11 protein-coding genes are annotated in these 14,004 nt (G+C 60.0%); 3 read left to right on the plus strand and 8 right to left on the minus strand.

What is annotated here, in order from left to right:
* Position 1 precedes the first annotated feature (1 nt).
* Together Q0844_RS12045 and secA are read right to left on the minus strand one after the other, a co-directional pair.
* The gene (locus Q0844_RS12045; RefSeq protein ID WP_299045044.1) at positions 2-1,012 is read right to left on the minus strand and encodes a hypothetical protein; all 1,011 of its coding nucleotides are present in this window, start codon (positions 1,010-1,012) and stop codon (positions 2-4) included.
* Positions 1,013-1,119: 107 nt separating this feature from the next.
* The gene (gene secA, locus Q0844_RS12050; protein WP_299045046.1) at positions 1,120-3,819 is read right to left on the minus strand and encodes a preprotein translocase subunit SecA; all 2,700 of its coding nucleotides are present in this window, start codon (positions 3,817-3,819) and stop codon (positions 1,120-1,122) included.
* A gap of 177 nt (positions 3,820-3,996) precedes the next feature.
* Between secA and Q0844_RS12055 the strand changes: the two genes are divergently transcribed.
* From Q0844_RS12055 to mutT, 3 genes are read left to right on the plus strand one after another with little or no spacing between them, the layout of a single operon-like run.
* Positions 3,997-4,836, plus strand: coding sequence for a peptidylprolyl isomerase (locus tag Q0844_RS12055; RefSeq protein WP_299045048.1), 840 nt, complete (start codon positions 3,997-3,999; stop codon positions 4,834-4,836).
* A gap of 3 nt (positions 4,837-4,839) precedes the next feature.
* Positions 4,840-6,066, plus strand: coding sequence for a bifunctional glutamate N-acetyltransferase/amino-acid acetyltransferase ArgJ (gene argJ, locus Q0844_RS12060; RefSeq protein WP_299045050.1), 1,227 nt, complete (start codon positions 4,840-4,842; stop codon positions 6,064-6,066).
* On the plus strand, positions 6,063-6,461 hold the full coding sequence (mutT, locus tag Q0844_RS12065; RefSeq protein ID WP_299045052.1) for an 8-oxo-dGTP diphosphatase MutT: 399 nt from the start codon (positions 6,063-6,065) through the stop codon (positions 6,459-6,461). The genes argJ and mutT overlap by 4 nt, the downstream gene beginning before the upstream one ends.
* 325 nt (positions 6,462-6,786) lie before the next feature.
* Here mutT and infB read toward each other — a convergent pair whose 3' ends face one another.
* The 6 genes from infB to pip all read right to left on the minus strand — a co-directional run bounded on the left by infB (position 6,787) and on the right by pip (position 14,002).
* Positions 6,787-9,258, minus strand: a complete 2,472-nt coding sequence (gene infB / locus Q0844_RS12070) for a translation initiation factor IF-2 (protein ID WP_299045054.1) — start codon at positions 9,256-9,258, stop codon at positions 6,787-6,789.
* 9 nt (positions 9,259-9,267) lie between these two features.
* Positions 9,268-9,888 (minus strand): RNA-binding protein, encoded by a 621-nt coding sequence (locus Q0844_RS12075; RefSeq protein ID WP_299045056.1) that lies wholly within the window; start codon positions 9,886-9,888, stop codon positions 9,268-9,270.
* Positions 9,889-9,910: 22 nt separating this feature from the next.
* On the minus strand, positions 9,911-11,536 hold the full coding sequence (gene nusA, locus Q0844_RS12080; protein ID WP_299045058.1) for a transcription termination factor NusA: 1,626 nt from the start codon (positions 11,534-11,536) through the stop codon (positions 9,911-9,913).
* A complete protein-coding gene (rimP, locus tag Q0844_RS12085) occupies positions 11,536-12,114 on the minus strand; it encodes a ribosome maturation factor RimP (protein ID WP_299045059.1) in 579 nt (192 codons plus the stop codon). Before rimP ends, nusA begins: the two co-directional genes overlap by 1 nt.
* A gap of 149 nt (positions 12,115-12,263) precedes the next feature.
* Entirely contained in the window at positions 12,264-13,034 is a 771-nt protein-coding gene (locus tag Q0844_RS12090) for an ABC transporter substrate-binding protein (RefSeq protein ID WP_299045060.1), read from the minus strand.
* On the minus strand, positions 13,031-14,002 hold the full coding sequence (gene pip / locus Q0844_RS12095; RefSeq protein WP_299045061.1) for a prolyl aminopeptidase: 972 nt from the start codon (positions 14,000-14,002) through the stop codon (positions 13,031-13,033). The genes Q0844_RS12090 and pip overlap by 4 nt, the downstream gene beginning before the upstream one ends.
* Positions 14,003-14,004: the final 2 nt, after the last annotated feature.

The raw sequence follows: 14,004 nt of genomic DNA on the forward strand, positions 1-14,004 counted from the left end.
GTCAGTTGCTGGCGACTTTCAGGTCTGCGACCAAATTGTTCAACACTAGAAAACTGCCAACTGCATCACAACCGGGCACGGCCAGCGTCAAATCCTGGGTTTTCATCTGTCCGCCGGTCATCATCTCCAGCGATTGCGCCTCAACTTCCAGGCCGCAATTGTTGTGCGTCACTTCGGCTTCGACGCTCAGATCAATGACCCCGGACTTGGCCGAATGGCCGGACGGGTAGGTATAGACCTCGGCGATCAGGGTTTCAGCAGACTGCGCGTCACCCAACCGCATGATATAGCCGTTTTCGCCCTGCGTCATGCCATCGGCATTTTGGTCCACGCCAGACCAGATATGACCAGTCTGACCATACTCCGCACCAAATTCACGCGCGTGCAGTTCAAACCCGGCAAGACCGCGCCATTGAAGCGTCGTGCGTTCGTATTGATCCACGTCCGGTACGCTGGCCTGGACCACCGCGCCGTCACCATTCGAAAAGGCCATGATAAAGACCGCATTCCTGGTCAGTGCAGGCACCTGAATTGTCAAATCGCCGGCGTCATCCGTGGTTTCGGTGAACATCATGCCATTGTGATGCACGGTCAGGCGTTCATTGGCCGCGCACGGTGCGTTCAACGTCAGTGTGACCATGGCTGCCGCACCGACCGTGGCATGCGCGGCCATCTCGCAGCCTTCGGCCCGAGGCAGCGTGTCTGCATCCTGAGGTGTCTGTGCCGTGGCCGGGGCGGCAACACGCTGCACATTGCTTTCTGTCTGAGGAACAGGGACCGCAACGGGGTCCGAGGCTGATGTCAGCTCGATCTCCTGGACTTCCAACAGGACATCAGCGCTGGCGCTGCCGTTCAGGGCACCGTCGGCTTCTGTTGCAGTGGGTATCTGTACCGGTCGCGCATCTTCGCCGTATCGGGCCTGCGCGGTTTCGCTGCTTTGCATGACAAACCCGATACCAACGGCTATTGCCAAGGTTCCCACCGCTGTCGCGATTTCCTTCAAATGTCGCATCGTCCCATTCCCTTCCCACGGATTGGTTCAGGGATGGAATCGCACCACAAACTGGCCGGGGTATGACCGGTGTTGGGTGTCTTTGAGGCAGGAATGCGGCGGCTGGATCAGGCGAATGCGCCGTGACAGTGCTTGAACTTCTTGCCTGAACCGCACGGGCACAGATCGTTCCGCCCCGGGTTGCCCCAGGTGCTGCGGTCGTTTTCATCAAACCCGTTTGCCACCGCTTCGGCGGTTGGTTCAGACAACGCGTTCGCCTTGGTCACCTGTGCGGCCTCTTGCTGTTGCGCCGCCATCTGCGCCAGCATCTGCTCGCGTTCCTCGTCCGTCAGTGGGCGGATGCGGGACAGTTTGTTGGTCACTTCACTGCGCAGACTTTCCAGCATGGTTTCAAACAACTGGAACGCTTCGTTCTTGTATTCATTCAGCGGGTCACGCTGCGCATAGCCACGGAACCCCACGACCGACCGCAGATGTTCCAGCGTCAACAGATGTTCGCGCCACTTGCCGTCAATGGCTTGCAGGATCAGCTGCTTTTCGATGCTGCGCATGTTTTCTTGACCAAACGCTTCGGCCTTGTCCGCCATCAGCTTGTCATGCGCGGCGATCAGGCGCTCGCGGACCTGTTCGTCGTCCACGCCCTCTTCTTCGCACCACTCCATGACGGGCACGTCGATGCCCAGGTTTTCGATCACAGCCGCATAGAGGCCCTGCGTATCCCACTGGTCTGCATAGCTGTTGGCAGGCATGTACTGGTCAATCAGATCATCGACCACTTCGTCCCGCATGTCAGACGTGATTTCGGACAGATCCTCGGCTTCCATAATCTCGCGCCGTTGCGAGAAGATCACGCGCCGCTGGTCGTTCATCACGTCATCGAATTTCAGCAGCTGTTTGCGGATGTCAAAGTTACGGCCTTCAACCTTGGCCTGCGCGCGCTCAAGCGACTTGTTCACCCAAGGGTGCACAATGGCTTCGCCTTCTTCCAGACCCAACGTCTTGAGGACCTTGTCCAGCCTGTCCGACCCGAAGATGCGCATCAGGTCATCTTCAAGGCTGAGGTAGAAGGACGTGCGGCCAGGGTCGCCCTGACGCCCCGACCGGCCGCGCAGCTGGTTATCGATCCGGCGGCTTTCGTGGCGTTCAGACGCCAGCACAAACAGCCCGCCAGCGGACAGCACCTTTTGTTTTTCGTCTTCGTGTTCCGCCTCGATGCGCGTGCGCACCGCTTCGGGGTCGGCTTCGGGATCGGCGGTGATCGCCTCCAGAACCTTCATCTCGACGTTGCCGCCCAACTGGATGTCGGTTCCGCGACCGGCCATGTTCGTCGCGATGGTCACGGCGCCAAACTTGCCCGCGTCGGCGATAATCTGCGCCTCTTGTTCATGCTGCCGTGCGTTCAGGACGTTGTGCACGATACCTTCGGCTTTCAACGCCTCCGAAAACATCTCGGATTTGTCGATGGATGTGGTGCCGACCAGAACCGGCTGCCCCTTTTCATGCGCGGCCTTGATCTCGTCGATCATGGCCTTGTATTTTTCCTGACCCGTGCGGAACACCTGATCATCTTCATCCAGGCGCGCAATCGGCTTGTTTGTGGGCACTTCGACCACGCCAAGGCCATAGATGGTCTGGAACTCTTCCGCCTCGGTCGCGGCAGTCCCGGTCATGCCGGCCAGCTTGTTGTACAAGCGGAAATAATTCTGGAACGTCACAGACGCGAGCGTCTGGTTTTCGGGCTGGATCTGCACGCCTTCCTTGGCCTCGATGGCCTGGTGCAAGCCTTCGGACAACCGGCGCCCGGTCATCATGCGGCCAGTGAATTCGTCGATCAGGACAACCTCGCCGTTGCGAACGATGTAATCTTTGTCCTTCAGGAACAGTTTGTGCGCACGCAGACCCTGATTGACGTGATGCACGATGGTTGTGCTTTCCGGATCATACAGGGATGCGCCTTCCTCGATCAGGCCACGGGCGGTCAGCTGTTCTTCCAGAAACTCGTTGCCCTCGTCGGTGAAGGTCACGTTCTTCTGTTTTTCATCCAATGTGAAATGGTCATCCTCGATCAACGGGATGATCCCGTCGATGGTCACATACATCTCGGACCGGTCTTGCAACGGGCCGGAGATCACCAGCGGCGTTCGCGCCTCGTCGATCAGGATACTGTCGACCTCGTCCACGATGGCAAAGTTATGGCCGCGCTGCACCATATCCTCGATCGAGGGTTTCATGTTGTCGCGCAGGTAATCAAAGCCCAGTTCGTTGTTCGTGGCATAGGTCACGTCGCAGGCGTAGGCCTCGCGCTTGGCATCTTCGTCCATACCGGCGATGGCAACGCCAGTGGTCAGACCAAGGGCGCCAAACACCTTGCCCATCCATTCCGCATCACGCTGCACAAGGTAATCGTTCACGGTGACGACGTGCACACCTTTGCCCGTCAGGGCATTCAGATAGGTGGCAAAGGTCGCCGTCAGGGTCTTGCCCTCGCCTGTTTTCTGTTCCGCGATATTGCCCTGATGAAGAAAGATGCCGCCCAGCAGCTGCGTGTCATAGGCCCGCAGACCCAATGTCCGCTTGGCTGCCTCACGGCAATTGGCAAATGCCTCGGGCAACAGCGCATCCAGGCCTTCGCCACCCATGGCGCGTTCTGCCAGGGCTTGCGTCTTGTCCTTCAGGCCTTCGTCGCTCAGCGCTTCGAATTCGGGTTCAAGTGCGTTGATCTGGTCGACCAGCGGACGCACACTCTTGATCTTGCGATCATTGGGGGTGCCAAACACCTTCTTGGTGAGAGTTCCGAAACCGAGCATGCGTTCTCCAGCCGATCAATTCATGTTGTGCAGCAACTGCTTGCCGGGCGCGCGCCAAGCCCATAGATACGGTGGGCGAAAACCGGCCCGGGCCGCGTCCATAGGGCGATGTAAGGGTCACGCGAAACCGTGTCAATGCGCGCCCCGGGCGGGGTGCCAAAGCCCAAGGACTGTTCCATGAAAAAACGTTTCTTCTCGCTGCCTGCGCTTGGTCTGTTCGCCGCGCTTGCGATGCCTGCCGCAGCACAGGATGCAGACACGGTTGTTGCCACGGTCAACGGCACGGATATCACGGTGGGTCACATGATCGTGGCCCGTGCATCGCTGCCGCAACAGTTTCAGCAATTGCCGGACGAAGTCTTGTTCACGGGCATCCTGGATCAACTGATCAACCAGACCCTTCTGGCACAGGCCTATGACGGCGACTTGCCCAAACGCACCGGCCTTCAGATCGAAAATGAAACCCGGTCTCTGACCGCAGGCGAGGAACTGGAAGCGCTGTTCGAAGAACGGCTGACGGACGACGCGCTTCAGGCTGCGTATGACGCCAAATACGCGGGTGCGACCCCACAGGAAGAATACAACGCCTCTCACATTCTGGTGGAAACCGAAGAAGAGGCGCAAGCGATCAAGGCCGATCTGGACGGCGGTGCCGATTTTGCCGCCACTGCGCGCGAAAAATCTACAGGGCCCTCCGGCCCGAATGGTGGCCAGCTTGGGTGGTTTGGAACTGGCGCCATGGTGCCCAGCTTTGAGGCGGCTGTGATCGCGCTTGAGGTGGGCGAAGTGTCGGAACCGGTTCAAACGCAATTCGGCTGGCACGTCATCATCCTGAACGAAACCCGCACGCCCGACGCCCCCACGCTGGACGAGGTCCGCGAGGACCTGATTCAAGAGGTGCGCGACCAGACCGTCGAAACATATGTGGCGGACCTGACCGCGGCTGCACAGATCGACCAATCTGGCGCGGCCGATGTTGACCCGTCGGTCTTGTCTGATCTTACTCTGGTGGACTGATACATGGCCGGCACATTGCCACGGTCCCCCTTGGCGCCTGACCATTTTCCCGAACTCCCGATCATCGACGGCGTCACCTTTGCCGCCGTCGAAGCAGGGGTCAGGTATTCGGGCCGTCTTGATGTGATGCTTGCCCTGTGTGCGCCGGGTACCGCGATTGCGGGCGTATTCACCAAATCTGCGACACGCTCTGCGCCGGTCCTCGATTGCCAGGCCAAGCTGGGTGGCAAAAGTGACGCAGGCGCGGCTATTCTGGTGAATGCGGGCAATGCGAATGCCTTTACCGGACGCAATGGTACGGACGCGGTCGCAACTGTGGTCAACCGGGTCGCCGAGGCCACGGACCTGCCACCGAACAGGGTGTTTACTGCATCGACCGGTGTCATTGGCGAGCCTTTGGCCCATGACAGGATCACCCGGCACCTGTCCGCCCTTGTCACCGCGCAACAACCCGGGGCCATCGCAGACGCCGCTGCGGCCATCATGACCACAGACACCTATCCCAAGGGCGCGACCCAGACGGTTCAGGTGAATGGATCAGATGTACGCATTTCGGGCATCGCAAAAGGCAGCGGTATGATCGCGCCCGACATGGCGACCATGCTTGTCTACATCTTCACCGACGCACGTATGGATCAGGCGGCGCTCCAATCTTTGGTCAGCGCCACGGCTGACCGAACCTTCAACTGCATCACCGTCGACAGCGACACGTCCACATCCGACAGTCTGCTTGTCGCGGCCACAGGGGCAAGCGGTGTTGATGTGACGCACAGCGATGCGTTTGCCGATGCGTTGCACGCTGTGATGCTGGACTTGGCACATCAGGTTGTGCGCGACGGCGAAGGGGCAACCAAGTTTGTCGAGATTGCAGTCACCGGATGCGTCGATGACGCTGCGGCCAGGACACATGGCCTGTCGGTCGCCAACTCGCCACTGGTGAAAACGGCGATTGCGGGCGAAGATCCGAACTGGGGTCGCGTTGTCATGGCGGTCGGGAAATCAGGCGCTCCGGCGGACAGGGACACGCTGTCGATCTGGTTCGGGGACACCTTGGTGGCAGAACGCGGTTGGGTCAGCCCAACATACCGCGAAGAGGATGCCGCCGCGCACATGAAGAATGATCATATCCGCATCCGAGTGGACTGCGGCATGGGTGATGGGAATGCCACCATCTGGACCTGTGATCTGACCCATGGATACATCGACATCAATGCGGATTACCGGTCGTGAAGACGGTTCTTGTATCTGCCGTTGCTCTGATCGATGTGGATGGGCGTGTATTGCTGGCCCAACGACCAGAAGGCAAATCGATGGCGGGCCTTTGGGAGTTTCCGGGCGGCAAGGTCGAGTCCGGCGAAACCCCCGAGGCAGCGTTGATCCGCGAGTTGGAGGAAGAGCTGGGAATCAACACCTGGCAGTCCTGCCTCGCCCCGTTGACCTTCGCCAGCCACAGCTACGACACCTTTCACCTGTTGATGCCCCTGTTTGCCTGTCGCAAGTGGGAAGGCACGCCGCAATCGCGGGAAAATCAGGCGTTGAAATGGGTACAACCCAAGGATTTGCGGGACTATCCCATGCCCGAGGCGGATATCCCGCTCATCCCCATCCTTCGAGATTGGCTATAGGTGTCAGTTGGATTTTTCGCAAACTGACTTAAAAAACGACAATTTTATGACATTGTTGATGACTTGTTAACCAACACACCTATAGTTGCAGTACAACTTTCTTTTGGGGAGGAAAGTCATGCTGCGCACAATCGCTCTTGGCAGTGCTGTGTTGATACAGGGAATTTACGTCAGAACCTTGCCTGACGGTCGTATGACCGTCCGGGTTGGTCCGGCGCAATATTCCGGAAAACCCGTCACGCAAACTGCCTGATATGACATTCTGAAGAAAAAAGGGGACAGTGCATCGCACCGTCCCTTTTTCTTATGCGCGCGCACATCGCGCTTAGTCGAGTGTGCGTGTGATCTCTTCGCGTTCAAAGATCTCGATCACGTCTTGTGGACGGATATCGTCGTAGTTCTCGAACGCCATACCGCATTCCTGACCCGACTGGACCTCGGCCACCTCATCCTTGAACCGCTTGAGCGTTTTCAAGGTGCCTTCGTGGATCACCACGTTGTCGCGCAGCAGACGCACACCAGCCGAACGGCGGGCAACGCCCTCTGTCACCAGACACCCGGCAACTTTGCCAACGCCGGACACTTTGAAGACTTCCTTAATTTCGGCATAGCCGATGAAGTTCTCGCGAATCTCCGCGCTCAGCAGACCGGACGCGGCGGCCTTCACATCGTCCACAAGGTCATAGATGACCGAATAGTACCGGATCTCGACACCCTTCTGGTTCGCCGTGTTCCGGGCCGATGCGTTGGCGCGCACGTTAAAGCCCATGATCGGCGCACCCGAGGCTTCGGCCAGACCCACGTCGGTTTCGGTGATTGCACCAACGCCGGAGTGCAGCACGCGCACGCGTACCTCGTCATTGCCGATCTTCTCCATCGCCTGAACAATCGCCTCGGCAGAGCCCTGCACATCAGCTTTGACCAGAATGGGCAGCTCGGACACGTCCTCGTCCGCCTTGGCGTTCGCCATCAGCTGTTCGAGTGTCGTGGCGGCGCCGGCAGCCGCGCGTTTGTCCTTGGCCGCCTTTTCGCGATACTCGGCAATCTCGCGCGCCTGCGCCTCGGTCTCGGTCACGTTCAGCACGTCGCCCGCTTCGGGTGTGCCGTTCAGGCCAAGAACCTCAACCGGCACCGACGGGCCAGCCTCTTTCACGCGCTCGCCCTTGTCGTTGATCAGGGCACGGACCTTGCCGTACTGCTCACCCACAACAAAGATATCGCCCTGACGCAACGTCCCGGTCTGAACCAGAACGGTCGCAACGGGGCCACGGCCCACATCCAGCTGCGCCTCGATCACAGCGCCCTGGGCGGCACGATCGGGGTTCGCTTTCAGTTCCAGGATTTCAGCTTGCAGCGCGATGGCCTCCAGCAGTTCATCCAGACCCTGCCCGGTGATGGCCGACACTTCGACATCCTGCACGTCACCGGACATCTTCTCGACGATGACCTCGTGTTGCAGCAGGTCCGTGCGCACCTTGTCAGGCGTCGCATCGGGTTTGTCGATCTTGTTGATCGCCACGATCATCGGCACTTCTGCGGCTTTGGCGTGGTTGATGGCCTCGATGGTCTGGGGCATCACGGCGTCATCCGCCGCAACCACCAGCACCACGATGTCCGTCACCTGCGCACCGCGCGACCGCATCGACGTGAATGCCGCGTGACCGGGAGTATCCAGGAAGGACAGGACAGCGCCGCCATCGGTTTTGACCTGATAGGCCCCGATATGCTGGGTAATACCGCCCGCTTCGCCTGCGACAACCTTGGCATCGCGGATCGCATCCAGCAGCGACGTCTTGCCATGGTCAACGTGACCCATGATGGTGATGACCGGCGGACGACTTTGCAGATCCTCGTCCTTGTCCACGATCTCTTTGATCACGTCTTCGACGTCGGAATCCGACACACGCTGAACACGGTGGCCGAATTCTTCGACAATCAGTTCTGCGGTGTCCGCATCAATGGTCTGGTTCTGGGTGACCATCATGCCGTTGTTCATCAGTGCCTTGACGACGTCACCGACCTTTTCGGTCATGCGGTTGGCCAGTTCGCTGACCACAATGGCCTCGGGGACCTGCACGTCACGCACAACCTTTTCACGCTCGACAGATCCGCCCATGGCTTTCTGCCGGGCACGTTCCTGCTTGCGCTTCATCGCGGCCATGGACCGTTGGCGGCCGCCCTCGCCACCAGACAGCGCCTGGTTCAGGGTTAGCTTGCCGGACCGGCGACCGCCGTCGTCGCGGCTCCGGTTGTTGGGCCGTTGATCCCGGTCCCGGTCGTTTTTCCGTGGTGTTGCAGCTGGCTGTGCCTGGCGTTGGGCCGGCTTCGCGGCCTCGGCCGGAGCAGCGGCAGCCGCCTGCGCAGCAGCGGCGGCCTCGGCAGCCTTGCGCTTTTCTTCTTCTTCCTTGGCCTTCAGCGCCTCTTCGCGTTCCCGCTCGGCGGCCTCTTTGGCTTCGGCTTCGGCCCGGCGGCGCTCGCGTTCGGCTTCGCGGGCCTTTTCCTCGGCCTGACGCTTGGCGGATTCTTCGGCTTCGCGGGCCTTGGCCGCCTGGACAGCCTTCAGACGGCGATCCATTTCCGCATCGGAAATACCGGCCGGGCGCTTGCTGGGGTCACCCCCGGCAGCACCAGCACCGCCAGCAGGTTTCGCGGCACCGGGTTTCGGCACCACGACGCGCTTGCGCTTGGTTTCGACGACGACATTCTTGGTCCGTCCGTGGCTGAAACTCTGTTTCACATTGCCCGGACGCGCGCCGCTGCGCAGACCCAAAGTCTTTTTCCCGTCAGTATCGCTCATAAAGCTCGTCTATCCTTCCCGACGGCCCTTGCCGTCGTCATTTTCGCGCACACCGCGTAAACGGTTGGCTTCCTCTACAACACGTTGCGTGAGTCCACCAGAGGCGAGCGCCCCATGTATCACAGTTTGACGGCCAAAGGCCAAACCCAACTCATCCGCTGTCAGCCAGCCGATATACGTGCCGAAATGCGGCGTACTCAGCTTGGACTTGCCACGGCCCGAACCGTCCGACGCCTGGATCAGAACCAATGCCTCTTCCATTTGAAGCATGTTCTTGACCTTCTCGTACCCGGCCACGGCACTGCCCGACTTGCGGGACAGCGCGATCAGGTCAACGACCCGCCGCGCCAACTGCTTTTCAACCTCGTCAACCAAACCGTCCGGCACCTGCACGGGTTGCTTGGCCCCCCGTGCAAACAGCTTTTTCTGGACCGCCTTGTCCAGGGCAGCCCGGTCCGCCGCAACATAGATGCCACGCCCGGGCAGTTTGCCCGCGATGTCCGGCACAATCTGTGCGTCCGGCCCAACGACGAAACGGATCAACCCATGTTTTGGTTGCACCTCGCCCGTGGCAATGCACTTGCGCTCCGGCCCATCCGACCGATCTTTCGAGGCGCCGCCGCGTCCCATCAGGCCCACCTGAGGCCTGAGATCAGGCCTCGGCCTCCTGGGTCAGCTCTTCGCCATCTTCTTCTTCGGCTTCGGCCTGCGCCTCAAGCTCGGCAGGATCGACCCAACCCAACAAAATACGCGCTGTCATAACCAGCTGCTGCGCCTCTTCCAAAGACACGTCAAAGGGTTCCAGAACACCATCGTCCTTGTGACGTTCGCCATCGACAGTTGTCCAGCCACCGGCCAGTTCCCAGTCCGCGCACGTTGCAAAATCTTCGAGGGTTTTGACGTCATCCTTGGCAAGCGCCTCAATCATCTGGGGTGTCAGTCCGTCGAATTCAATAAGGCTGTCTTCGGCTCCCATCGACCGTGCATTGTCCAGTGCAGCCTTGGCTTGGGCCTCAAGCACATCGCGGGCACGGGCCTGCAATTCTTCGGCGGTGCCTTCGTCCACACCGTCGATGACCAACAGTTCGTCCAACTCGACATAGGCCACTTCCTCAAGGTTGGTGAACCCTTCGGACACCAGCAACTGGGCAAAGAATTCGTCCAGGTCCAGATTGTCCATGAACAGCTTGGTCCGCTCCTCGAATTCCGCCTGACGACGCGCCGATTCCTCAGCCTCGGTCATGATGTCGATATCAAGGTTGGTCAACTGGCTGGCCAGACGTACGTTCTGGCCCCGACGGCCAATGGCCAACGAAAGCTGCTCTTCGGGCACCACGACTTCAATCTTGCCCGCTTCCTCGTCCAGAACCACCTTGCTCACCTCGGCGGGCTGCAACGCGTTCACAAGGAAGGTCGGCTGATCCTCGTTCCACGGAATGATGTCGATCTTTTCGCCCTGCAATTCGTTCACAACGGCCTGCACACGGCTGCCGCGCATACCAACGCAAGCCCCCACCGGGTCGATGGAGTTGTCATAGGAAATCACGGCAATCTTTGCGCGCGAACCGGGGTCACGGGCCACGGCCTTGATGTCGATGATACCGTCGTAAATCTCGGGCACTTCCATCTTGAACAGCTCGGCCATGAACTCGGGCGCGGTGCGGCTCAGGAAAATCTGCGGCCCACGTTGTTCGCGGCGCACATCCTTGATGTAGCAGCGGATGCGGTCATTCGGGCGATACGATTCGCGGCCGATCTTTTCATTGCGGCGCAGGATCGCTTCGCCGGCCCCCACGTCCACGATGACGTTTCCGTATTCTTCACGCTTGACCAGCGCGTTGATGATGGTGCCCGCGCGATCCTTGAACTCTTCGAACTGACGGTCGCGTTCGGCTTCACGCACCTTTTGCAGAATCACCTGCTTGGCGGATTGGGCAGCAATCCGGCCCATCTCGACCGGCGGGACTTCCTCGACAAAGGTGTCGCCGACCTTGGGGTCGTCCAGATATTGCTTGGCCTGCTCGACGGTGAACTCGGCCTGGTAATTCTCCAGTTCTTCATCCTCGACCACGGTGCGGACACGGGTGAATGTCGCCTTTCCGGTCTTGCGGTCGATAGAGACACGAATGTCCATTTCCGCGCCGTAGCGGGATTTCGCAGCCCGGGCGAGCGATTCTTCCATCGCCTCGACCACCAGCGCGGGGTCGATCATCTTCTCACGCGCAACAGCTTCTGCGGTTTGCAACAGCTCAAGCTGGTTTGCAGATGTAATGGCCATCAGTTGTCCTCCTCTGACCCTTCGGTCGTCTCTATCTCGTCGAAATCATCTTCGTTCAACACGCCAGCAGCTTTGCGCTGGCGCAGCATTTCCTTGATCAGCTCGTCTGTCAGAACAAGCTTGGCATCGCTCAACCACTCGAACTTCAGGCCAATTGTGCCCTCGGCCACGTTGATCAGCACCTCGTCATCCTCGACCCCGGCCAGCACGCCCTTGAAGCGACGGCGTCCGTCGATCAATTCGTCGGTTTCCAGCTTCGCCTCGTACCCTTCGAACACATCGAAATCCTTGAGGCGGGTCAGGGGCCGGTCAATCCCGGGCGACGACACTTCCAGCGTATAGGCATCCAGGATCGGATCCTCGACATCGAGTGTCGCACTCACGGCGGTCGAAATCGCCCCGCAATCGTCTACCTCAATCCCGCCCTCGGGCTTGTCGGCCATGATTTGCAGGGTCGTTTCCTTGCCGCTCATCAGTCGCACGCGCACCAATTCGTATCCCAGATCCTCGATCACCGGTGTGATGATCTCGGCCAGGCGACGGTCGATGGCTGCTTTGGCAATCAGGTCGTTGGTCATTGGTTCCTACATGTGCATCGGGCACAAAAAAACGGGCGCGCGGCCCGTCGATGTTTCCCGGTGGAGCGTCAGGTTTGGACCCCAGCGCGCCGCTGTTGAGGGGGATATACGCATGTGCCTGCGAGTCTGCAAGCCCCATGCGCCTTGGTTCAGGCCATCCACCACCGTTCTGCCATGCGCAGGTTGTCCAGGGGCCAGGATTTGCCGACAGTCACGGGCACCGTCACGGACCGGCTGGCGATATGCGTGGCGGCATGGGCGTTGGGCAAGGTCTGGAAATCGCGCGGGTCGGCATAGTCGTCCAACGCGACGGCATCCGCCACATCGACCAGCCCGTCGCGCAATGCTTCGCCGCGCACCTGATCGGCACTGAACTGCACAAACTCGACCGAATCGAACCAACCGGCACCTTGTTTCCAATGATCCGGGACACGGGTGCCGATGAAGTGCCGTCCGTCGTCCAGTTTCTGCACTTGGTACAACCCGGTGCCGGTCGCGCCCCGGATCTCAAAGCCCGGTTGGGCCAGCAAGTAGGGCAGGTTCGGGTTCGGAGCGGACAGCGAAACCTGAACCGTCAGCGTGTCCAACGCCTCAACGTCGCAGGGCAGGCCCGACACGGCAGATGCATCAAATTGCGTTCCATCATGGAACGTCACACCGTCGCGCAGCGTGAAGCGCCACACGCGCGCCTCCGCATCCGACCACCATTCAGTCGCCAACTCTCCACGCAATGTGCCATCGGCCGCAATCTCGGTCAGGTTGTCAAAGACCGTCGCGGCCACCGCCCTGTCAAACAGCACAGGCGACAACGCCGCCCGCAACCGCCCGCCCCGCTTGGGCATCGCCGATGCGCCCGTGGCCACCAGCAAAGCGGCGGCAGCACCCGAGGCAAAAAGCGCGCGGCGGTCGATCCGGGTCATTTTCCTGCGATCCTGTCCATGGTGCGCACCAGTTCAGCCGAAATTCCCGGCTCAGACAAGGCATGACCGGCATTGCGGACCATTTTCAACTCGCCCATCGGCCACGCCTGCGACAGGGCATAGGCGCTGTCGGGTGGGCAAATCATATCGTAACGGCCCTGCACAATCGTGCCCGGGATATGCTTGATCCGGCCCGCATGGGCCAGGATCTGACCGTCAAACTCCAAAAAACCCGCATTGGTGAAATAATGGTTTTCAAGCCGGGCAAAGGCACGGGCATAGTCCCCGGGCGCCTCTCCTCCAGCACCGGAAGAGTGGATCGATGCCAAGGCGTTTTCCCAGGACGACCAGGCGCGCGCAAACCGCGTTTCCATCGCGACATCTCCGGAAAAGAGACGCCGGTGGTACGCGCCTATCAGATCGCCACGCTCATCTTCCGGGATCAACCCTTCGAACCGGGCCCACACCTCGGGCCAGAACTTGCCAGCGCCACCGCCATAGAACCAATCAAGCTCGGCCTGCGTCATCAGGAACACGCCCCGCAGAACCAGGTTGCGGACACGGGCCGGGTGCGCCTCGGCATAGATCAGGGCCAGCGTGGCCCCCCATGACCCGCCAAAAACAATCCACGCATCAATATCCAACGTCTTGCGGATCAGCTCGATATCGTCGACCAGATGCCATGTCGTGTTGTTCATGACGGACGCATGCGGACGGGACCGACCGCAGCCGCGTTGATCAAACAATATTACGCGGTAATGCTCGGGATCGAAGTATCGGCGCATCGCCGGGCTGCACCCGCCGCCGGGTCCGCCATGCAGCACCACGACAGGCACGCCGTCCGGATTGCCACACTGCTCTACATAAATACGGTGACCCTGTCCCACGTCCAGCATCCGCTGATCGAAGGGATCGGTGGGCGGATACAGATATTGCACCGCGCGCTTTTGATCACTGTGTTTGTCCATCG

It is taken from the genome of uncultured Tateyamaria sp. (assembly GCF_947503465.1).
Lineage (GTDB): Bacteria > Pseudomonadota > Alphaproteobacteria > Rhodobacterales > Rhodobacteraceae > Tateyamaria.

Excerpts from the sequence above, each read along its gene's own strand:
- pip (WP_299045061.1), bottom strand. The coding sequence starts at position 14,002 with ATGGACAAACACAGTGATCAAAAGCGCGCGGTGCAATATCTGTATCCG.
- Q0844_RS12055 (WP_299045048.1), top strand. The coding sequence starts at position 3,997 with ATGAAAAAACGTTTCTTCTCGCTGCCTGCGCTTGGTCTGTTCGCCGCG.
- Q0844_RS12045 (WP_299045044.1), bottom strand. The coding sequence starts at position 1,012 with ATGCGACATTTGAAGGAAATCGCGACAGCGGTGGGAACCTTGGCAATA.
- nusA (WP_299045058.1), bottom strand. The coding sequence starts at position 11,536 with ATGGCCATTACATCTGCAAACCAGCTTGAGCTGTTGCAAACCGCAGAA.
- Q0844_RS12090 (WP_299045060.1), bottom strand. The coding sequence starts at position 13,034 with ATGACCCGGATCGACCGCCGCGCGCTTTTTGCCTCGGGTGCTGCCGCC.
- infB (WP_299045054.1), bottom strand. The coding sequence starts at position 9,258 with ATGAGCGATACTGACGGGAAAAAGACTTTGGGTCTGCGCAGCGGCGCG.
- argJ (WP_299045050.1), top strand. The coding sequence starts at position 4,840 with ATGGCCGGCACATTGCCACGGTCCCCCTTGGCGCCTGACCATTTTCCC.
- secA (WP_299045046.1), bottom strand. The coding sequence starts at position 3,819 with ATGCTCGGTTTCGGAACTCTCACCAAGAAGGTGTTTGGCACCCCCAAT.
- Q0844_RS12075 (WP_299045056.1), bottom strand. The coding sequence starts at position 9,888 with ATGGGACGCGGCGGCGCCTCGAAAGATCGGTCGGATGGGCCGGAGCGC.
- rimP (WP_299045059.1), bottom strand. The coding sequence starts at position 12,114 with ATGACCAACGACCTGATTGCCAAAGCAGCCATCGACCGTCGCCTGGCC.